19 protein-coding genes are annotated in these 20,681 nt (G+C 70.0%); 6 read left to right on the top strand and 13 right to left on the bottom strand.

The features are described from left to right. The first annotated feature begins 2 nt into the window (after positions 1 to 2). Positions 3 to 170 carry a hypothetical protein gene (locus GEV27_RS04005; protein ID WP_153654192.1) on the top strand — a complete coding sequence of 56 codons (168 nt, stop codon included), beginning with the start codon at positions 3 to 5 and terminating at the stop codon, positions 168 to 170. On the opposite strand, the gene zwf (GEV27_RS04000) is transcribed toward GEV27_RS04005, so the two are convergent. From zwf (GEV27_RS04000) to GEV27_RS03985, 4 genes are all read right to left on the bottom strand, one after another. Further along, on the bottom strand, positions 171 to 1,610 hold the full coding sequence (zwf, locus tag GEV27_RS04000; RefSeq protein WP_153654194.1) for a glucose-6-phosphate dehydrogenase: 1,440 nt from the start codon (positions 1,608 to 1,610) through the stop codon (positions 171 to 173). It abuts the gene before it with no gap. Between the two features lie 39 nt (positions 1,611 to 1,649). Further along, positions 1,650 to 2,393: a M14 family zinc carboxypeptidase gene (locus GEV27_RS03995; RefSeq protein ID WP_194839877.1), complete on the bottom strand. Its 744-nt coding sequence runs from the start codon at positions 2,391 to 2,393 to the stop codon at positions 1,650 to 1,652. Between the two features lie 142 nt (positions 2,394 to 2,535). Beyond that, a complete protein-coding gene (locus GEV27_RS03990; protein ID WP_153654198.1) occupies positions 2,536 to 3,177 on the bottom strand; it encodes a response regulator transcription factor in 642 nt (213 codons plus the stop codon). Beyond that, positions 3,174 to 4,463: an ATP-binding protein gene (locus tag GEV27_RS03985; RefSeq protein ID WP_243838773.1), complete on the bottom strand. Its 1,290-nt coding sequence runs from the start codon at positions 4,461 to 4,463 to the stop codon at positions 3,174 to 3,176. Before GEV27_RS03985 ends, GEV27_RS03990 begins: the two co-directional genes overlap by 4 nt. Before the next feature lie 130 nt (positions 4,464 to 4,593). Here GEV27_RS03985 and GEV27_RS03980 point away from each other — a divergent pair, with 130 nt between their 5' ends. The 3 genes from GEV27_RS03980 to GEV27_RS03970 are packed head-to-tail and all read left to right on the top strand — an operon-like array spanning position 4,594 to position 6,237. Further along, entirely contained in the window at positions 4,594 to 5,763 is a 1,170-nt protein-coding gene (locus tag GEV27_RS03980) for a PspC domain-containing protein (protein WP_194944118.1), read from the top strand. Beyond that, positions 5,760 to 6,011: a hypothetical protein gene (locus GEV27_RS03975; protein ID WP_153654203.1), complete on the top strand. Its 252-nt coding sequence runs from the start codon at positions 5,760 to 5,762 to the stop codon at positions 6,009 to 6,011. Before GEV27_RS03980 ends, GEV27_RS03975 begins: the two co-directional genes overlap by 4 nt. Beyond that, positions 5,986 to 6,237 (top strand): PspC domain-containing protein, encoded by a 252-nt coding sequence (locus GEV27_RS03970; RefSeq protein ID WP_153654205.1) that lies wholly within the window; start codon positions 5,986 to 5,988, stop codon positions 6,235 to 6,237. Before GEV27_RS03975 ends, GEV27_RS03970 begins: the two co-directional genes overlap by 26 nt. Here the strand turns inward: GEV27_RS03970 and GEV27_RS03965 are convergent. Together GEV27_RS03965 and GEV27_RS03960 are read right to left on the bottom strand one after the other, a co-directional pair. Continuing rightward, on the bottom strand, positions 6,188 to 7,213 hold the full coding sequence (locus tag GEV27_RS03965) for a glycerophosphodiester phosphodiesterase (RefSeq protein ID WP_309222015.1): 1,026 nt from the start codon (positions 7,211 to 7,213) through the stop codon (positions 6,188 to 6,190). The genes GEV27_RS03970 and GEV27_RS03965 overlap by 50 nt on opposite strands. Further along, positions 7,210 to 8,703 (bottom strand): gamma-glutamyltransferase, encoded by a 1,494-nt coding sequence (locus tag GEV27_RS03960; RefSeq protein WP_153654207.1) that lies wholly within the window; start codon positions 8,701 to 8,703, stop codon positions 7,210 to 7,212. Before GEV27_RS03960 ends, GEV27_RS03965 begins: the two co-directional genes overlap by 4 nt. A gap of 123 nt (positions 8,704 to 8,826) precedes the next feature. Here GEV27_RS03960 and nhaA point away from each other — a divergent pair, with 123 nt between their 5' ends. Continuing rightward, the gene (nhaA, locus tag GEV27_RS03955) at positions 8,827 to 10,095 is read left to right on the top strand and encodes a Na+/H+ antiporter NhaA (RefSeq protein ID WP_153933499.1); all 1,269 of its coding nucleotides are present in this window, start codon (positions 8,827 to 8,829) and stop codon (positions 10,093 to 10,095) included. A 90-nt stretch (positions 10,096 to 10,185) separates the two neighbouring features. Here nhaA and GEV27_RS03950 read toward each other — a convergent pair whose 3' ends face one another. From GEV27_RS03950 to GEV27_RS03925, 6 genes are all read right to left on the bottom strand, one after another. Next, complete coding sequence (locus tag GEV27_RS03950; protein WP_153910094.1) at positions 10,186 to 12,015, bottom strand: glycoside hydrolase family 15 protein; 1,830 nt, start codon at positions 12,013 to 12,015, stop codon at positions 10,186 to 10,188. Beyond that, positions 12,008 to 13,423, bottom strand: a complete 1,416-nt coding sequence (gene zwf, locus GEV27_RS03945; RefSeq protein ID WP_153654213.1) for a glucose-6-phosphate dehydrogenase — start codon at positions 13,421 to 13,423, stop codon at positions 12,008 to 12,010. Before zwf (GEV27_RS03945) ends, GEV27_RS03950 begins: the two co-directional genes overlap by 8 nt. Positions 13,424 to 13,466: 43 nt before the next feature. Continuing rightward, a complete protein-coding gene (locus GEV27_RS03940) occupies positions 13,467 to 14,120 on the bottom strand; it encodes a hypothetical protein (RefSeq protein ID WP_153933498.1) in 654 nt (217 codons plus the stop codon). Between the two features lie 216 nt (positions 14,121 to 14,336). Then, positions 14,337 to 14,519 carry a hypothetical protein gene (locus GEV27_RS03935; protein WP_153654217.1) on the bottom strand — a complete coding sequence of 61 codons (183 nt, stop codon included), beginning with the start codon at positions 14,517 to 14,519 and terminating at the stop codon, positions 14,337 to 14,339. A gap of 469 nt (positions 14,520 to 14,988) precedes the next feature. Beyond that, a complete protein-coding gene (guaA, locus tag GEV27_RS03930; protein ID WP_153654219.1) occupies positions 14,989 to 16,548 on the bottom strand; it encodes a glutamine-hydrolyzing GMP synthase in 1,560 nt (519 codons plus the stop codon). Between the two features lie 28 nt (positions 16,549 to 16,576). After that, positions 16,577 to 18,292, bottom strand: coding sequence for a GMC oxidoreductase (locus tag GEV27_RS03925; protein ID WP_153933497.1), 1,716 nt, complete (start codon positions 18,290 to 18,292; stop codon positions 16,577 to 16,579). Between the two features lie 75 nt (positions 18,293 to 18,367). On the opposite strand from GEV27_RS03925, the gene GEV27_RS18015 reads away from it, so the two are divergent. Further along, entirely contained in the window at positions 18,368 to 19,405 is a 1,038-nt protein-coding gene (locus GEV27_RS18015) for an FUSC family protein (RefSeq protein WP_194944117.1), read from the top strand. Here GEV27_RS18015 and efeB read toward each other — a convergent pair. Next, complete coding sequence (gene efeB / locus GEV27_RS03915) at positions 19,378 to 20,676, bottom strand: iron uptake transporter deferrochelatase/peroxidase subunit (RefSeq protein ID WP_153933495.1); 1,299 nt, start codon at positions 20,674 to 20,676, stop codon at positions 19,378 to 19,380. The two genes, GEV27_RS18015 and efeB, sit on opposite strands and share 28 nt — an antisense overlap. Between the last annotated feature and the right edge of the window lie 5 nt (positions 20,677 to 20,681).

The following is a 20,681-nucleotide window of genomic DNA, read 5'->3' as shown; positions in this document are numbered from 1 at the left end:
ACGTGCCGTTCACCTTCGTCCTGTTCCTGCTGCTCGTCGCGGGCATCGTCCTCATCGGTCTGGCCCTCACCGGAGCCGGCAGCCGCGACCGGTCGCACGAGGCCCCGCCCCGCCTGCCCGGTCACGACGTGATCGAGAAGCGCAAGAAGCGCGAGAACCCCGAAGCCTAGTCATTCGGCGTTGGGGTTGGGCTTGCGCCACGTGCGCTCGAACGGCAGCCGCCACGCGCCCGGCGCGATGAGCTGGTGGATCGCGTTGGGTCCCCACGTGCCCTGCTGGTAGGGCCGCACCGGAGGCGGGTCCTCGAGCAGCGGCTCGGAGATCTCCCACAGCCGCTCGATGCCCTCGGCCGTCGTGAACAGGGTCCGGTCGCCGCGCATCGCGTCGTGGATCAACCGCTCGTACGCCTCGAGCACCTCACCGGCCCGCTCGGTCTCCTGCATCGCGAACTGCATGCTGAGCTTGTCCAGCCGCAGCCCCGGACCGGGACGCTTGCCGTAGAACGACAGCGACAGCCGGGAGGCGTCGGCGAGGTCGAACGTCAGATGGTCCGGCCCCGCGAGGCCGACACCCGATCCGGCGGGGAACATGCTCTTGGGCGGCTCGCGGAACGCGATCGAGATGATCCGCGCCCCTTCGGCCATCTTCTTGCCGGTGCGCAGGTAGAACGGGACGCCGGCCCACCGCCAGTTGTCGATCTCGGCCTTCAGCGCGACGAACGTGTCGGTCTCGGAGTCCGAGGCGACACCGTCCTCGTCGCGATAGCCCTGGTACTGACCGCGGACGACGTGGTGCGGGTCCAGCGGCCGCATCGAGCGGAAGACCTTGTTCTTCTCCTCCGAGATCCAGTCCGAGTCCAGCGACGTCGGCGGCTCCATCGCCATGAACGCGAGCACCTGGAACAGGTGGGTCACGACCATGTCCTTGAACGCTCCGGTGCCCTCGTAGAAGCCGGACCTGCCCGCCAGCGACAGCGTCTCGGGGACGTCGATCTGCACGTGGTCGATGAAGTTGCGGTTCCAGATCGGCTCGAACAATCCGTTCGCGAAGCGGAAGGCCAGGATGTTGAGCGCCGCCTCCTTGCCGAGGAAGTGGTCGATGCGGAAGATCTGCTCCTCGTCGAAGACTTCGTGGAGCTCGGCGTTCAGGGCCTTCGCGCTGGCCAGGTCCGTCCCGAACGGCTTCTCCATGATGATGCGCGAGCGTTCCACGAGGTTCGCCTCGTCGAGCGTGTGCACCACGTCCAGCGCCGACTTGGGCGGGACGCTCAGGTAGTGCAGCCGGCGCGGGCTGCCGCCGAGGTCCTTCTCGAGCTCCGCCGCAGCCCTCGCGAGCCCGTCGGCGCCCTCGCTCACGTTGATGTACGACAGCTTCGGCGCGAAGTCGCGCCACTTCTGCTCGTCGATCTCCCGCGTGCTGAACTCGCGGTAGGCCTCGCCGGCGAACGTCCGGAAGCCCTCGTCGTCGAAGTCGTCCATCGAGACGCCGAGGATGCGCGAGTCAGGGACCAGACCCGACTGCAGCAGGTGCATCACTCCGGGCAGGAGCTTGCGGCGGGCCAGATCGCCCGTGGCACCGAAGATCACGATCAGATGCGGCTGCTCGTCCATGCCCACAGGCTAGACCCGCCGGCGGGTCCCGGCGAGCCCTCAGCGGGTCGCGTTGACGCTGCGCAGGATCGCTCGCGGCGCGACCCGGGTCAGATACTTCGTGGACACCTTCGCGGGCATCTCGACCGTGATGACAGCTCCCGCCTTGTGGTGCTTGCGGAACCACATCGAGTACGTCCCGTGGCACGAGGAGAAGCAGTCGAACGCCTTCTTGGGCAGCCGGATCTGCGCGGCGAGGCGCTTGGCCCACTTGTTGTTGCCGGTGTCGCGGATGTCGATGCCGTTCAGCGGCTGGTGGAAGCTGATCGTGTACTCGGGCTTGATCTTGTCAGCGAAGCTGCGGATGGCCCTCGACTCGGGCTCGGAGAAGGCCTTGCGTCCGGAGTAGGTCGCCCCGCCCTGCTTCTTCCACCCGGTCGAGAAGTTGCGGTTGAGGTCGACCCCGCGGGCGTTCTGTCGCTTGCCCTTGGCCACCCCGTCACGGTTGAGGACGGGAACGACCCAGATGTCGGCACCCTTGATGGGCCGGCCGTCGCGCAGGGCGCGCAGCGTGCGCGTCGGGCCGGTCTCGTTGCCGTGCATCGCGGCGATGAGCAGCACCTTCTTCTTCGACGTCGGCGTGCCGAGTCGCCAGGCCACGATGTCGCGGCCGTTCACGCTCTGGCCGATGACCTTCTTCTCCACGATCGCGGACCGTGGCTTCTCGGCGGCGACCGCAGTCGACCCGGCCGTGGGGACGGCGAGCGCGACGGTGACCAGCAGGGCGGTGCCAAGAGACGTCATGGCGACCATCATGTCCCAGCCCGCCCGCGTACGCGAGTGGCGCAAACCCGTCCGCGAGTGGCGCGGACCCATCCGCGAGTGGCGCGGAAGTGGACGACACGCCGTCTCATTTCCTTCACTTTGCGCCAGTCGCGGGTTCGGGTCAGATGAGGCGGCGGTCGTTGGCCCAGCGGGTGAGCTCGTGGCGGCTCGAGAGCTGCAGCTTGCGCAGGACGCTGGAGACGTGGGTCTCGACGGTCTTGATCGAGATGAACAGCTCCTTGGCCACCTCCTTGTACGCATAGCCGCGGGCGATCAGGCGCATGACCTCGCGCTCGCGCTCGGTCAGCCGGTCCAGGTCCTCGTCGACCTGGGCGATCTCGATCGTCCCGGCGAAGGCGTCGAGCACGAATCCTGCGAGGCGCGGCGAGAACACCGCGTCGCCGGCCGCGACCCGGCCGATCGCGTCCAGCAGCTCGGGGCCCGAGATGTTCTTGGTGACGTAGCCCCGCGCGCCCGCGCGGATGATGCCGATGACGTCCTCGGCCGCGTCGCTGACCGACAGGGCCAGGAACTTGGTCTCGGGGTGCCGCAGGTGCAGCCGACGGATCACCTCGAGCCCTCCCCCGCCGGGCATGTGGACGTCGAGCAGGACGACGTCGGGCTTCGTCGCCGCGATCTGCGCCACGGCGCTGTCGACGTCCTCGGCCTCCGCGACGACGTCGACGGGGCCGTCGATCTCGGCTCGTACACCGGTGCGGAACATGGCGTGGTCGTCGACGATCGCGACGCGCAGGGTGGTCATGAGGGAGCCTCTTCGGTCGGTGGGGGTTCAGCGGGAGCGGGTCCGGTCGTCGGCTCGCCGGGACTGAGCGTGACACGCAGCGCGACCTCGGTGCCTTCGCCCGGACCGCTCCGGACCGAGGCGGTGCCACCGTGGCGCTCGACGCGGTCGACGATCGAGCCGCGGACGCCCATGCGGTCGGCCGCGATGGTCGCGAGGTCGAAGCCCACGCCGCGGTCCCGCACGAACACCTCGGCGACGTGCCCGTCCGTCTCGGCGTACACGTCGATCCGCTCGACCTTCGCGTGCTTCGCGGCGTTGATCATGGCCTCGCGCGCGGCGCGGGACAGCGCCAGCGCGTCGGAGTCGAGAGGGGCGTCACCGACCGCGATGACCTCGACCGGCACGCGGTGGGTGTCCTCGACCTCTGCCGCCGCGGCCCGCAGCGCCGCGACGAGCGAGTCCCCGGCCTGCTCGTCGTCGCCGTAGAGCCAGGCCCGCAGCTCTCGCTCCTGCCGGCGTGCGAGCGTGGCGACGGTCGCGGAGTCGCCCGCGTTCTTCTGCAGCAGCGCGAGCGTCTGGAGAACCGAGTCGTGCAGGTGGGCCGCGACGTCCGCGCGCTCCTGGGAGCGGACCCGCTCGCGTCGCTCCTCCCCCAGGTCGCCGACGAGCCGCGAGATCCACGGACCGAGGATGAGACCGATGCCCAGCACCGCGATGACCAGGGCGGACGCCAGGTTGAGCGCGGCACCCCAGCCGCCCTCCTTGCCCAGGAAGTAGAGCACCGCGAGCGCGACGAGCGCTGCGCCGGCCGCGAGGCGGGACGCGAACGCCCAGCCGCGGGTCTGCCGCATCCAGCGCTCCCACGCGACGTCGTCGAACTGGCGCCAGATGACCGCCAGCCCCACCACGCCGACCAGGAGCGGTGCGAACAGTCCGCCGCCGATACCGCGTCCGGTCGCCTGGATCAGGAACAGGACCCCGACCCCGACCGCTCCGAGGGCGATCGTCTGGGCGATCTCGGTCGGTCCGGTCCGGTCTCGGGTGCGCAGGCCGCGGCGGGTCGCCGACTCCAGGCCGGGCGAGAGCTCGGGGCGCTCCAACGGCAGGAACCGCCACAGCAGGAGGTACGCGATGACGCCCGCGCCCTGCATCCACGTCGCGACGATGAACACCAGCCGCACGTAGAGGACCGGGACGCCGAGGTGCTCGGCCAGTCCCGCCGAGACACCGCCGACGAGACGGTGGTCCGCGGGCCGGTACGCGCGCCGATAGCCGTCGGCGACGCGCAGGGGGTCTGGACTCACCCATGAATCGTCACACGTACGTGCGCGCGCCCGCCACCAGGAAGGCCCCTCGACCGTCGTCAGGGTGCCCGGGTGGGATTCAGGGTCGTACCCGATGCCCCGGGGCGCCGGTCTCCGCCACGATGGTGACATGACCGACTCCCAGCCGCCGCCCGCCCCGGGCCCTCAGCCCGGCGCCCGGGACGACGAGTTCGACCCGCACCGGTTGCGGACGATCATCGACATGAAGCGCTCGCAGGACGATCGTGTGGTCGCCGGCGTGTGCGCGGGAGCCGCACGATATCTGCGCATCGACCCGGTCGTGGTCCGCGTCGCGATCGTCGTCCTCACCGTGGCGGGCTTCGCCGGCGTGATCCTGTACGTCGCGGCGTGGGTGCTGCTGCCGTCCGAGGGCTCCGACAGGAGCCTGGCCGCCGAGTGGTTCAACCTGGACCGCAACGAGGAGCAGGTGCGCGTCGCGGGTCTGCTCGTGGCGGTGGTCCTGGCCTCGCTCGCGCTGGTCGGCGACACCAGCTGGTCCTGGTGGGACGGCTCACCGTGGTGGTTGCTCCCCGTCGCCCTGGTGGTCTGGGTGTTCTACCTCGGACCGCGGCGCCGACGCGAGGAGCGCGAGCGCCTCGAGCAGCCGGCGACGGTCCACGCGCCCGGCGGTGCGGCGGACCCGGCGGCGACCCGCCGGTTCCAGCGCCAGACGGCCGGCACACCGCGGGACCGGCGCTCCCAGGCCCTCCTGGGTCTCACGATGTCGTGGGTGGCCATCGCGGTCGCGGTGACGGTCATCTACGACGTGACGCAGGAGAGCGTGCCCCGGACGACGTACATCGCGGTCGCCCTGACGGTCGTCGCGATGGGACTCCTGGTCGGCGCGTTCTTCGGCAACAGCGGCGGTCTCATCGCGATCGGCGCGCTGCTGGCCATCGCCTTGACCATCGGCTCCCTGCTCCCGAACGGGCGGATCGGTGCGCAGCAGCCGACCCCGGTCACGGCCGCGGCGGTCGACGCGCACTACCGTCACGGGGTGGGGCTGCTCGAGGTCGACCTGTCACAGGTCGCGGACCCCCAGGCCCTGCTCGGGCGCAGGATCGTGATCCACGCAGGGATCGGCCACACCAAGGTCGTCGTGCCGGACGGTCTGGCCGTCCGGGTCGACGCGGACCTGCGGGCCGGCGAGATCTCCCTGTTCGGACTCACCGACAACGGCACGGACGTCTCGCTGGAGACCGGAGCCCCCGACCGGTCGGCCGCCCTGACCATCGACATCGCGCAGAAGCTCGGCAACATCGAGGTGATCAGAGAATGACCCGCCATCCGTTCCGCTGGGAGAGCCTCGCGTTCGGGCTGTTCTTCCTGGCCGTCGTCGGCAACTGGGCCGTCTGGGAGCGTGATCTGCTGACTCCGCGGGAGCTCAGCCTGACCGCGTCGGCCGTCCTGATCCTGCTCGGCCTGATCGGCATCGCAGCAACTGTCCGCCAGACCCGACCCACCCCCCACACCACGTCCCCCACCTCAGAAGGAGTCCCCGATGAAGAAGCTGACCCGCAACACTGACGACCGATGGATCGCCGGCATCTGCTCCGGCCTGGCCGACTACACCGGCATGGACGCCACCGTCGTCCGGCTGGTCCTGGTCGTCCTCACGGTCCTCGGAGCGGGATCGCTGATCATCGCCTACCTGGTCGCGTGGGTGCTGATCCCCAAGCGCTCCGACACGATCTGGGTGCAGCCTAACGACGTGCCGCCCACGCCTCCCGGGCCCGGACAGCCGTCTGCGTGAAGTCGCTGAACACGCCGTCGACACCTGCGTCGTAGAACGCGAGGTACTCGCGCACGGCATCGCCGTGGGCGGCCTTGTCGCGGCCGAGCCGGAGGTCGACCGGTAGGAAGTTGTTCTCGTTGCGCATCGTCCAGACGTGCACCAGCAGTCCGAGCTCGTGGGCGTCGCGCACGAGCCCGGTCTCGCGGGTCAGCCGCTGCGCGCGGTCACGCCCGATGACCAGGCTCTTGTTGGGCCCGATCCCGTCGGCGTACGCGGCGACGTCCCGCAGGCCTTCGGGCGTGGCCAGTGCAGCGTACGACCGTGGGTCGCCCGCCGCCTTCAGGTCGTACGGTGCGCCCTGCCGGTCCAGGAGCTGCACCAGCGTGAGCGGCGTCCGCTCCCGCAGGGCGCGCAGGTGGGTCGTCTCGTCGGACTGGATGACGATGCGAGCCCCTTCGTGGTTGAGCCCTCGCCGCTCGAGATCCGCGATCAGCAGGTCGTCGAGATTCAGGCCGAGACCGGCGAAGTACGTCGGATGCTTGGTTTCGACGTAGACCCCGATCGGCTCGTCACGGCCGACGCTGGCCCCCTCGGCGATGTCGAGGACCTCCTCGAAGGTCAGGATCTCCTCGGTGTGGGCCAGTGGGATGTTCTGCGGGCGCAGCTTGGGCAGCCGCTCGCGCGTCCGGAGCGTCTTGATCTCCTCGAGCGTGAAGTCCTCGGTGAACCAGCCCGCGCGGGGCACTCCGTCCACGACCTTGAGAGTCTTGCGGTCCGCGAACTCGGGTCGCTCGGCGACGTCGGTCGTCCCGTCGATCTCGTTCTCGTGGCGGGCGACGAGCACCCCGTCCCGAGTCGCGACGACGTCGGGCTCGATGTAGTCGCAGCCCTGCTCGATCGCCAGCAGATAGGACGCCCTGGTGTGCTCGAGACGCTCCCCGGGCACCCCGCGGTGGCCGATCACGACAGGTGTGGCCGGCATGCTTCCCGTCACCCCGGCATCGTTGGCGCGGGACCGTGGACCAGACGCACGGCACCGTCGCGGCGCGGGTCGGCAGCGGCCACCAGGTGCCCGTCGGGGCGTCGCAGCGTGGCGCCGACCCCGCCGTAGTACATCGTGAGGTCGGTCTCGGTCCGCACCACCTCGTCGGGCCGGCCGGCCCGGTGCACGTGGACCCGGCGGTGGTTGACCGCGTCCTGCAGACCGAGGCCGCCGTTGACGAAGCCCGCGAGCGTCTGCACGATCGCCGTCGTGATGCGGTCCGCACCCGGCGACCCGATCGCCATCGCGGAGCCGTCGACGTGCTGCCCGACCGTCGGTGCCATGTTGGACAGCAGTCGCGTGCCCGGGGCGAGGCCGTGCAGGCCTCGGGCGTTGAGCTCGGGCTCCCCGAGGCAGTTGTTGAGCCAGATGCCGGTCCCCTGCGCGATCATGCCTGAGCTGTAGCCCGACGAGACTGTGACCGCGCAGGCACCACCGTCGCTGTCGGTGGTCGAGACGTGCGCGGTGGACCCGGACTCCAGGAGAGCCAGGTCGTCACGGTCCACGAGGTCGAGGAACGCCGCCGCGTCGCGCTCGAGGTCGTCGGTGTGGTCGAGCACCGAGAGTCGGTGACCCAGGACTGCGCGCTGCACGTCGATGATGTGCTGGACGTCCTCGGGCTCCCAGTCGCCGCGCGGGCGTCCGTCGAGCAGTCTCAGCATCGCCGCGACGCACACCCCGCCGACCGACGGCGGCGGATTGGTGCCGAACGTCCAGTCGCCGGCGCGGGCCACGAGCGAGGGACGCACGACCGGACGGTAGTCGGCGAGGTCCTGGGCGCCCAGGATGCCGCCGCGCCGGACGACGTCCGCGCTGATGAGCCGCGCGAGCTCACCGGTGTGGAGCGCGCTCGCCCCGTCCGCCGCGATCAGCTCGAGCGACGCCGCGAGGTCAGGGACGACGATCAGGCCGGTCTCGATCTCACCCTCGGCGTCGTGCACCGCCGTGCGGCTCTCCTCGTCCCAGCCGAAGATGGTCTGGTGGACGTGATCGAGGTAGTAGCGGGAGGCCGAGCTCATGTGGAAGCCCTGCCGCGCGACCTCGATCGCCGGGGTCACCAGCTCGCGCCACGGGACGCTGCCCCAGCGCCGGTGCGTCTCCTCGAGCGCAGCGACCGAGCCGTGCGCGGCCACCGAGCCCGGCCCGATGGTGACCCTCACGCCGCCGCCGTACTCGGTGTCGGTGTCCCACGTGCCGCCACCGAGCGCCTGGCCGCGGCCCGGCATGTCCATCCAGCCGTCGACGGTCTGCGGCGGCCCGCCGTCGGGGGGCTGCACCGTGACGAAGCCGCCTGAGCTGAGCGAGACGAGGCCGACCTCGTTGACCATCGTGACGAGCACCGCCGCCACCGCAGCGTCGACCGCGTTGCCGCCGGCCAGGGCGATCTGCTCGCCGGCATCGGCCGCGGCCTCGTTGGGAGCAGCGATCGCGACGTCAGGCATGTCCGCAGGCTACCCGTGCGCGCGGAGGAGTGCCGGGCGCCGCGGCAGCAGCGTCGGCCGTAGAATGGTCGCTGGTGCGCCGGGAAGTCTGGTCGGCATGACGTCGTCGACCCCGGAAGCCCCATGACCACTTCACGCAATCGCCTGTTCAACCGCGGATCCTGGCCCGAGGCCTCGCGGATCGCCGAGATCCTTCGACAGGAGACGATCGGCGGGGCGCTGCTGATCGTCGCCGCCGTCGCTGCCCTCGTGGCGGCGAACACCGGCGACTGGTACGCCGATCTGCGCGACACCGTGATCGGCCCGTCCGCCCTCCACCTGGACCTCAGCGTGGGCGCCTGGGCCGCGGACGGCCTGCTCGCGATCTTCTTCTTCGTGGCAGGACTCGAGCTCAAGCGCGAGTTCGTCGCGGGCGATCTGCGCGATCCACGGCGAGCCGCGATCCCCGTGCTCGCCGCGGTCGGCGGCATGATCGTGCCCGCGGCCCTGTTCGTGCTGATCAACCTGGGCGGCTCGCTGGACGGCTGGGCGGTCCCGACGGCGACCGACATCGCGTTCGCCCTCGCGGTCCTCGCGGTCATCAGCACGCACCTGCCGACCGGGCTGCGCACCTTCTTGCTGACCCTCGCGATCGTCGACGACCTGCTCGCGATCGTCATCATCGCCGTCTTCTTCACCAGCGACCTGCAGATCGTCTGGCTCCTCGTCGCGCTGCTGCCACTGGGCGCGTTCACGATCCTCGTGCAGCGCCGCATCCGGACCTGGTGGATCCTGCTGCCGCTCGCAGTCACGATCTGGGCGCTCGTGCACGCCTCGGGCATCCACGCGACCGTCGCCGGCGTGCTCATGGGCTTCGCGGTCCCGGTGCTGCGCAGGGACGGGTCCGAGGGTCCCGGGCTGGCCGAGCACCTCGAGCACGTCTTCCGCCCGCTGTCGGCCGCCGTCGCGGTGCCGGTCTTTGCCTTCTTCTCCGCCGGGGTCGCGATCGGCGGGCTCGACGGGCTGCGGTCCGCGCTGCGCGACCCGATCACGATCGGCGTGGTCGTGGGGCTGTTCGCGGGCAAGAGCATCGGCGTGCTCGGCGCGACCTGGCTCGCGTCCCGCTTCACCAAGGCCGATCTCGACGAGGACCTCGCGTGGATCGACGTCGCAGGGCTCGCGATGCTGGCCGGCATCGGGTTCACGGTCTCGCTGCTGATCGGCGAGCTCGCGTATGGTGTCGGGACCCAGGCCGACGAGCACGTCAAGGTCGGTGTGCTGCTCGGCTCGCTGATCTCGGCGACCGCTGCCGCCGTGCTGCTGCGAGCCCGCAACCGGCACTACCGCGGGGTCCACGAGCGCGAGATCCGCGACGCGGACGGGGACGGCATCCCGGACGTGTACGAGGACTGACCACCGATGTGACGCCGGTCACGAATCACTAGCACAGATGGTTCGATGTGGCCATACCCACATCTGTGGGTATCCCTGTGAACTTGCGGTTCAGCCGTCGAGGGCACGGTCCAGGTTGATCGCCGCGCTGATCAGCGCCAGATGCGTGAATCCCTGCGGGAAGTTGCCGAGCTGGTCTCCGGTCGCACCGACCTCCTCGGCGTACAGCCCGACGTGGTTGGCGTAGGTGAACATCTTCTCCAGCGCGAGCTGCGCGTCGTCCAGGCGGCCCGCACGGGTCAGCGCCTCGACGTACCAGAACGAGCACAGCGAGAACGTGCCCTCCTCGCCGTCGAGACCGTCCGGGGCCTGGTCGGGGTCGTAGCGGAACACCAGGCTGTCGACCACGAGCCGCTCCTCGATCGCCTTGAGCGTCGAGAGGAAGCGCGGATCGGCAGGCGACAGGAACTTGACCATCGGCATGAGGAGCACGCCCGCGTCGAGGGCGTCGCCGTTCTCGACCTGGGTGAACGCCTTGAGGTCGGGGTTCCACGACTCGGTCATGATGCGCTCGTAGATCTGGTCGCGCACCGCGGACCACGCCGAGATGTCGCCGGGCAGACCCCGCTGACGGGCGATGCGGATCGTGCGCTCGATCGCCACCCAGCACATCAGCCGGGACGTGGTGTGCGCCCGCGTCCGGCCGCGCACCTCCCACATCCCGGCGTCCTCGCGGTCCCAGTTGTCGCACACCCACTCCACGACCCGAGTGACATCGCGCCACGCGTCGCTGCTGATGCCCGCGCCGTACTTGTTGAACAGGTAGACCGAGTCGATGAGCTCGCCGTAGATGTCGAGCTGGAGCTGGTCGACCGCCGCATTGCCGGCCCGCACGGGCCGCGAGCCACGGTGGCCCGCCAGATGGTCCAGGATCGTCTCCTCGCGGGGGACGTTCCCGTCGATGTCGTACAGGACGCGCAGCGGCCCGAGGTCGTCGTCCATGTCGTCGGTGTCGTTGCCGAGCCGCTCGGACAGCCAGCGGATGAAGGCCGAGGCCTCGTCGGTGAAACCGAGGCGCAGGAGGGCGTACAGCGTGAATCCCGCATCGCGCATCCACACGTAGCGGTAGTCCCAGTTGCGGTCGCCGCCGATCGCCTCGGGCAGACTCGTCGTCGGCGCCGCGATCACGGCCCCGCTCGGCTCGTGGGTCAACAGCTTCAGCGTGATCGCCGAGCGGTTGACCATCTCGCGCCAGCGGCCCGTGTACGTGGACTGCCCGAGCCATCCGCGCCAGAACTTCGCGGTCGCCTCGAACAGCGTCGACGTGTCCCGGACGTCGGCCTGCCGGAGCTCCTCGTCCTGGCCGAGCACCTCCAGCACGAACAGCGCGACGTCTCCGGTCGTGAGCTCCAGGTCCGCTGACACCACGCCGTCGTCGTCGCTCTCGACCTCGCACGACGCACTGAGCCCCATGCGCACCCCGTCGCCGGTCAGCAGGACGCCGTGCTCGACCGGCTCGGCCGTGCAGCGGGCCCGACCGTAGTCGGGTCGGGCGTCCAGGCGCATCCGGATGCGCGTGGTGCCCCGCACCGCCACGACGCGGCGCACGAGCCGCTGCCGGTGATCGGGGTCTCCGGCCTGCAGCACGGGCATGAAGTCGTGAACCTCCACGACCCCGTCGTGGGTCAGGAACCGGGTTGCGAGCATTGCGGAGTCAGGGAAGTAGAACTGCTGGGTGCGGACCGTGCCCTCGCGGGGTGCGATCTCCCAGGAGCCGCCCTCCTCCGGGTCCAGGATCGCCCCGAACACGCTGGGTGAGTCGAAACGCGGGACGCAGAACCAGTCGATCGTCCCGTTGGTCCCGACGAGCGCCGCGGTGCGCAGGTCACCGATCAGGCCATGGTCCTCGATGCCGAGCAGGTTGTCGGGGCGCTCAGGCATCCGGGAGCCGCCAGCCGCGGCTGCCGGGGAGAGCGACCGCGTCGTCGGGCCCCCACGAACCCTGCGCGTACGGCTGCGTGGGCGGCCGCGAGTCGAGCACCGGCTGGCAGATCTGCCACAGCCGGTCGACCTCGTCGGAGCGGGTGAACAGCGTCTGGTCGCCCTTCATGACGTCGAGCAGGAGCCGCTCGTACGCCTCGAGGGGCTCGTCCTGCGGATCGTCCTCGGCGACCTCGAGGTGGAGCGTGGACGTCGTGAGCGCCATCGTGGGCCCGGGCCGCTTGGCGTACAGGTCGACGCTGACGGTCGGCGAGTCGGTGAGCTCGAGGACGAGCTCGTTGGGCCCGTACGCGTCATCGCCGAAGCGACCCATCGGCGGCGTGCGGAAGGTCAGGGTGATGGTGCGCCGGGTCGCACCGAGGGCCTTGCCCGTGCGCAGGTAGAACGGCACGCCCTGCCAGCGCTCGGTGTCGACCCACGCCTCGAGGGCGACGAAGGTCTCGACCTCGGAGTCGGGGTCGACGTCCTCCTCGTCCCGATATCCCTCGTACTGGCCGAAGACGACCCGCTCGGGGTCGAGCGGGCGCATCGCGGCGAAGACCTTGGACTTCTCGTTGCGCAGCGCCGTCGGGTCGAGGGTGACCGGCGGCTCCAGCGCGACGAAGCCCATCACCTGGCACAGGTGGGTCGTGATCATGTCGCGGAACGCGCCGGTGGACTCATAGAAGCTGCCGCGTCCCTCGGCGGTCAGCTCCTCGGGGATGTCGACCTGGACCGAGACCACGTGGTCCCGGTTCCACGCGGGCTCGATCAGGCCGTTCGCGAACCGCAGCGCGAGGATGTTCTGCACCGCCTCCTTGCCCAGGAAGTGGTCGATGCGGAAGACCTGGTCCTCCGACACGACGTCCTTGAGGGTCGCGTCGAGCTCGCGAGAGGACGACAGGTCGGTGCCGAAGGGCTTCTCGATCACGAGGCGGGCGTCGTCGGCGACCCCCTCCCTGCCGAGCATCCCGATCATCGGCTCCATCGCGGTCGGCGGCACCGAGAGATAGATGAGCTTCTCCGCCCCCTCGCCCAGGTCGTCGAGAGCAGAATCCACTGCCTCGGCGAGGTCCGCGCCGTCGTCGGCGTCCGAGACGCAGAAGGTCAGCCGGCCGAGCACGTCGTCGGCGATCGAGTCGTCCAGGTCGTCGACGAACTCCGTCAGCGACTCGCGGATCTTGTCGCGGAACTCCTCGTCGGAGCCGGGCGAGTGGCGCCCCGAGCCGATGATCGCGTAGTCGTCGGGCAACCTCGACGCTGCTGCGAGCCGGTAGAGACCCGGGAACAGCTTGCGCCGGGCGAGGTCACCGGTCGCACCGAAGATGACGAAGACGTGCGGGGACGGGGTGTCGTTGTCAGGGGCCACCCCGCCAGCCTAGGCACCGTGCGGGGAGGCGCAACGGGAACGATCAGTCGTAGTCGGACTCGTTGTCGAGCGAGATCCAGTCCGACGACTTCTGCTTCGTCGTGCGGCCGTCCTTCGTCACGACCAGGGTGCCGTCGTAGGCCTGCACGGCGTAGGAGACGCCGTCCTTCTTGGCCACGAACGCGTCGAGCTGGGGGTCGTACTCACCCTTGACGTCGACCGTGTCGCCGCCGTCGGCCTGCGTGACGAAGCGGAACTCCTCCCCCGAGCTCGTCTTGCCACAGATCGACGTCTTGGCGCCCGTCGTCGTGGTCTTGTAGAGGATCACCGGGTAGGAACCGCCGCACGAGAGACCGAGGCCGGACTTCTTCTGCTCGGCCGGGGTGACCGGGGCCGGAGCGCCGCAGTCCGGCAGCAGGCTCTCCTGGCGGATGCCCTCGACGTTGAACTGGGTGTCCGGGCCCTCGCACTTCTCAGGCGCCTCGGCCTTCGGTGACGTCTTCTCCGGCGCGGGCGTCGTCGACGCCTCGGGCGAGGGTGACGCGGAGGTCGGCTCGCCGCTCGGGCCCGCGGCGAGCGGCGACACGTCGTCGTCCCCGCCGAGACGCCACACGGCCACGGCCACCAGCGCCGCGACCGCGAGGGCGACGACGAGGAGGAGCAGGGGCTTGCGCCGCGATGAGGCGGACTGACTCACGGTGTTGCCTTCCGGTGGACTGCCACGACCCTAACAAGACAGCGCCGTCTCGTCGGCATCGTGGCCTCGGCCCCCGGCACCCCGAGCGCTTTGGTCCAAGTGTCAAGCGCTGCCTAGGTAGCCAAGGGTCTCATCAGGGCTTGCGCCGCTCCCACCAAAACAGGGCGAGGGTCGCTCGTCGCTCAGGTCCCGTTGGGCCGATGTGCCTTCCGGGGATCACTGCCCTTGAGTTCCTCTTCTTCGCAACCACAGGCCCCCCGACACCACTGCCACGGCGAGCAGGATGAACCCGACGGTCCTCCACGCCGGATCGCGTGCGTCGATGATCGACAGGTTGTTGATGAGGCCGAGGACCGCCGCGAGGCCGCAGCTCAGGAGGAACCATTCTCGTGCTGGCATCGGTGATCCTTCATGGATGGAGATGAGTCGGGCCATGGCAAGGAACTGACACCCGGCGGCGGTCAACGGCGTTTGGAGAGCCTGTAGTTCCGTACCAGCACAAGAATCCCCAGTGGGAAAAGGATGACCCCCGCTACCACCCGGAGCGCACCAGGCGCATCGCTGGTCATCACCCCGAAGAGAACGAAGAGAACGACAAGCACCGCAACACTCAGAACCGCCTGACGACGTTTCTCTGAAGTACTGCTCGTCATCCGGAGCCCAATCGGTGATGGAACCAGTGATGGCCACAGGCGTTGAGTGGTGACGCCTCCCGCGATGGTAGTCACGTCGAATCCCCGTGTCCCTGGTTTCGACGTGACCGAGGAGACCACCGAAACTCCTGCACACAAGCACCCGTGCAGGCGGCGACACCATTTACGAAGTTGTACACGTCGCCAGACGCGCTGAGGTCAACACCCGCGGGCGCTCACTCCCACTCGATGGTTCCCGGCGGCTTGCTCGTGATGTCCAGCACGACGCGGTTGACCTCGTCGACCTCGTTGGTGATGCGGGTCGAGATGCGCTCGAGCACCTCGTAGGGCAGCCGGCTCCAGTCCGCCGTCATGGCGTCCTCGCTCGACACGGGACGCAGCACGATCGGGTGACCGTAGGTGCGGCCGTCGCCCTGCACGCCGACCGAGCGGACGTCGGCGAGCAGCACGACCGGGAACTGCCAGATCTCTGCGTCGAGGCCTGCCGCGGTGGTCTCCTCGCGGACGATCGCGTCGGCCGCGCGCAGGATGCGCAGCCGCTCGGCGTCGACCGCGCCGACGATGCGGATCGCGAGACCGGGCCCCGGGAACGGGTGGCGCCCGACGATCGCCTCGGGGATCCCGAGCTGACGACCGACGTCACGGACCTCGTCCTTGAACAGGGTGCGCAGCGGCTCGATCAGGCTGAACTCGAGGTCCTCGGGCAGACCGCCCACGTTGTGGTGGCTCTTGATGTTGGACGCGCCCGCACCGCCGCCGGACTCCACGACGTCCGGGTAGAGGGTGCCCTGCACCAGGAACTTGACCGGCGTGCCGGGCGTCGCGAGGACCTCGCGCTCGGCTGCCTCGAAGACCCGGATGAACTCGCGCCCGATGATCTTGCGCTTCTGCTCGGGGTCGGAGACGCCCTCGAGGAAGCCGAGGAACTGGTCCTTGGCGTCCACGACCTTCAGGTCGACCCCGGTCGCCTCGACGTAGTCCTTCTCGACCTGCTCGGCCTCTCCCTCACGCAGCAGGCCGTGGTCGACGAACACCGCGGTGAGCTGATCGCCGATCGCGCGCTGCACGAGCGCGGTCGAGACGGCGGAGTCGACCCCGCCCGACAGCGCGGAGATGACGCGGGCGTCGCCGACCTGCTCACGGATGAGCTCGATCTGCTCCTCCACGATGTTGCTGCTGGTCCAGGTCTGGCGGCAGCCGGCGATGTCGACGAGGAACGACTCGAGGATGCGCTGGCCGTGCTCGCTGTGCAGCACCTCGGGGTGCCACTGAACGCCGGCCAGACGCCGGTCGTCGTTCTCGAACGCCGCGACGGTGGCGCGCGGGGACTTCGCGTTGACCACGAAGCCCTCGGGGGCGCTGACGACCTCGTCGCCGTGCGACATCCAGGACGTGAGGCTGGTCGGCAGGCCCGAGAGCAGCTTGCCCGGCTCCATGACGCTGACCACGGTGCGACCGTACTCGCGCTGCCCGGTGTGGGCCACGGTGCCGCCGAGCGCCTGCGCCATCGCCATGAAGCCGTAGCAGATGCCGAAGACGGGGGTCGTGGACTCGAACAGGGCCGCGTCCAGCCGCGGGGCCCCCTCCTCGTACACCGACGACGGGCCGCCGGACAGGATGATCGCGGCGGGGTTGCGGGCGAGCATCTCCTCGACCGGCATGGTGTGGGGGACGATCTCGGAGTAGACCCGAGCCTCCCTCACGCGGCGGGCGATCAGCTGGGCGTACTGCGCCCCGAAGTCGACGACGAGGACAAGGTCATGTTCGGGGGTCACGGCCCCAAGTCTATCGGCTGGGGTCCGCTCAGCTCACGCCGACGATCGGCAGGCGCAGGGCGGCCGGAGCGTCCTCGGGGACGACCGGGTTCTTGGGCGCGATCGGCTCGATCCGGCGGTAGGCCTCCCCCATCGCCGGACGCGGGTCGGCCTCGCCCTTGTTGGGCCAGTACGACATCGCGCGCTCGGTCTGGGCGGTGATCGTGAGCGACGGGTTCACGCCGAGATTGGCACTGACCGTCGAGCCGTCGGCGACGTGCAGGCCCTCGTGGCCGTAGAGCCGCTGATAGGGGTCGACGACACCGCTCTCGGGCGAGTCCCCGATCGCGCACCCGCCCATGAAGTGTGCGGTCAGCGGGACGTTGAACGGCTCGCCGATCGTGCCGCCGGGCGTGCCGCCCATCTCCTCGGCCATCATCTGCACCGCGCGGTGGCCGGGCTCGATGAATGCCGGGTTGGGCGCACCGTGGCCCTGCTTGGACGTCAGGCGACGCCGCCCCGTGATGCCGCGCTTGGTGTAGGTCGTGATCGAGTTGTCGTGCGTCTGCATGACCAGCGCGATGACGGTGCGCTCGGACCAGTGCTGCAGATCGTAGAGCTTGCGCAGGTTGCGCTTCTGGCGCCACATCTCCTTGAGCCACACCCGCCACCGCGGGACCGTGGTGCTGCCGTCGGTGAGCACGGTCTGCAGCAGCGACATCGCATTGGACCGCCGTCCGTAGCGCGTCGGCTCGACGTGGGTGAACTCGTCGGGGTGGAACGACGAGGTGATCGCGACGCCCTCGCTGTAGTCGACGTCGTTGCCGTCGGCGATCGATCCGAGCAACGCCTCGGAGTTGGTCCGGGTCAGGACACCGAGGCGGGACGAGACGCGCGGCAGGTGGCCCTGGTCGCGCATCCTGTGCAGGAGCTTCTGGGTGCCCATCGTGCTGGCGCTGAAGACGACCTGCTCAGCCGTGATCACCCGGTGCTTGCGGAACCGCTTGTCGGTCCGGCGGGTCTCGATCTCGTAGCCACCACCGGCCCGCGGGCGGACGGACACCACGGTCGTGAGCGGGTGCACCTCCGCGCCCGCGGCCTCCGCGAGGTGGAGGTAGTTCTTGACCAGCGTGTTCTTGGCGTTGTGCCGGCAGCCGGTCATGCACTCGCCGCAGTTGAGGCACGCGTTGCGGTCGGGCCCCATGCCGCCGAAGAACGGGTCGGGCACGGGGGCGCCGCCCGGGGCAGGCGGCTCCTCGCCGGGCTCACCGAAGAAGACGCCGACGGGGGTGTGGTGGAACGTGCCACCCACGCCCATCCGCTCGGCGACCTTCTTGACGATCTCGTCGGCCGGCGACACGTACGGGTAGACGGTCACGCCCAGCATGCGCTTGGCCTGGTCGTAGTACGGCGCAAGCTCAGCCTTCCAGTCCGTGATGTGGCCCCATGCGGGGTCCTCGTAGAAGGGATCGAGCGGTTCGTAGAGCGTGTTGGCGTAGACGAGCGATCCCCCGCCGACACCGGCGCCGGACAGGATCAGCGCGTCCCGCAGCTTGTCGATGCGCTGGATGCCGTAGCAGCCGAGCTGGGGCAGCCAGAGGAACTTGCGCAGGTGCCACGAGCTCGCGGCGAAGTCCGCGTCCTCGTAACGCTTGCCCGCCTCGAGCACCGCGACCTTGTAGCCCTTCTCGGTCAGGCGGAGGGCCGAGACGCTGCCGCCGAAGCCGGAGCCGATCACCAGGACGTCGTAGTCGAACGCGGTCATACCCTGAGTATGACATCGGCGCTGTCACATGGCTACCGGTCGGTAACCATGCGCCGCCCGCGGATAGACTGCCCTGTGACCACCCCGCTGTTCCGGCTCCTCGCAGAGGACCTCCGGAGGGTCGGACCGGGCGCGGTGAACGGGCTGACCGCGACCCGCGTGGGCATCGCCGTCGCGGTCCCGTTGCTCACGCTCGTCGCGTTCGATCGTCTGGAGTGGTCGGCGTTCTGTGCCTTCGGGGCGTTCGCGGCGATCTACGGACGGACGCTCCCGCGTCGCGTTCGCGCCGTCCAGCAGGTGCAGGTGAGCCTCGCGCTCGTCACGGCCATCACCACCGGCACGATGGCCGCACTGTCGCCGCACCAGACCTTCTGGATCGTCGTCGGCGGATCGCTCGCGGCCATGATCATGGCCGTCCTGGCGGACGTCTGGCAGTGGAAGCCTCCCGGCGGCCTGTTCGCGGTGTTCGCGTTCTCGGTGTGCGCAACCCAGGCCGACGCCACGTGTGCCACCGTGCTGATCGCCGCTGCTCTCGGCACCGCGTCCGCCGCGTTCGCGATCCTCGTCTGCAGCATCGGACCCGCGGGCACCGGTCCCGTGCCGCAGCGGCGGGACGTGCGAGCCCACCTGGCCGATCCGGCGACCGTCCGGCACGCCGTCCGGCACCTGCTCGCGCCGCTGCTCACCGGTTCGGTCGCGGTGGCGCTCGACATCGGCCACCCCTACTGGGGAATGGTCGCCTCGATCGTCCCGCTCACCTCGCCGTCGATGCGCGAGATGGCGTTCCGGGGCGCCCACCGGCTGATCGGCACGGCGCTGGGTCTGGGCCTGACGGCAGCGATCCTCGCCTTCCACCCCGGCGAGGTGGCCCTGGTCGTGGTGATCATCGCGGCGCAGTTCCTGACCGAGCTGATCGTGATGCGTCACTACGCGCTGGCGCTGGTGTTCATCACGCCGCTGGCGCTGTTGATGGGCCAGCTCGTGCACCCCCTCCCCGCGGGCGACGTGGTCACCCAGCGCGGCGTCGAGACGCTCCTTGGTGTGGCCATCGGGCTCGCGGTCGCCTGGGCGACGCGCCGTCGGCCTCAGGCGAAGAGCTTCTCGCCCCAGTAGCCCTTCGTGTCGACGCCGGGCGGGCACGCGAACAGGCCCGAGCCGACGTGGACGATGTACTCGTTGAGGAGGTCGTTCTGCAGGCCCGCCAGCGAGCGCTGGATCTGCACGAACTGCTTCTCCGGGTCCCGCTGGTACGCGATGAAGAAGAGACCGGCCGAGAGCTGACCCAGCCCGTTGGAGCCGTCCACGAAGTTGTAGCCGCGGCGCAGGAGCTTGGCACCCTTGTTGACGTCGGGGTGCGCAAGACGTACGTGCGACTTCATGTCGATCATGGGCTTGCCAGTCTCGTCCTTGGCGTCGAAGTCCAGCGGTACGAACTCGTCGCCACCGGAGCGGGGCCCGCCGGAGCCCTTCGTGCGTCCGATGATCGCCTCCTGGCCCTCCAGCGGCTCGCGGTCCCAGGTCTCGATGCGCATGTCGATCTTGCGCGAGACGAGGTAGGAGCCGCCGACGAGCCACGCAGGCCCCTCGTCCTCGTGGACCCAGACGAAGTCGTCGACGTCCTTGGTGTCCTCGACCTTGACGTTCGCGGTCCCGTCCTTGAAGCCGAACAGGTTGCGTGCCGTGACCTGCGCAGTCGACGTCGACGACGTACGGCCGAAGCCCATCTGGGAGTAGCGGACCGAGGCACGTCCGAACGCGATGCGGGCGAAGTTGCGCACCGCGTGCACCGCGACCTGCGGATCGTTGGCGCAGGCCTGCACCGCGATGTCCCCGTCGCTGATCGCCGGGTCCAGCCGGTCGCCCGCGAACGACGGCAGGTCCTGCAGACGCTCGGGGAGCTGCCCGTCGAGACCGAAGCGGGCCCTGCCCTTGTCGTCCACGAACAGGCTGCGCCCGAAGCCGACCGTGACGGTCAGGCCCGACGGCGGCAGGCCGAGCGCCTCGCCGGTGTCCTCGGGCGGTGCGTACGGCGAGCCGCTGACGGCGCCGAAGTCGCCCACGTCGTTGCCCTGCGTCATCTGACGGGCCGCCGCGGTCCAGTCCTTGAGCAGCGAGATCAGGTCCTCGCGCTCGTCCGAGGTCATGTCGAACGTCGCGAAGTAGAGGCGGTCCTGCGCCGGGGTGACGATGCCGGCCTGGTGGGCCCCTTCGAACGGGACCGGCGCGGCGTGGGGATCGGCGACCCCCGCCGGCGTCGCGGGCTCCCCGGCCGCCTGCCCGACCGCGTAGCCGCCACCGGCACCGACAGCCAGCGCGCCGACGCCGGCCGCCCCCAGCAGCTTCCTGCGGGAGAGGCCGGAGCCGGAGTGGTCCTGGGCGGTCATGTCGT

The sequence above is a fragment of the Aeromicrobium sp. S22 genome, from assembly GCF_009661045.1.
Classification (GTDB): Bacteria; Actinomycetota; Actinomycetes; order Propionibacteriales; family Nocardioidaceae; genus Aeromicrobium; species Aeromicrobium yanjiei.
The sequence above is the reverse complement of the archived record's forward strand: the minus strand, read 5'-3'. Positions and strand labels throughout refer to the sequence as shown.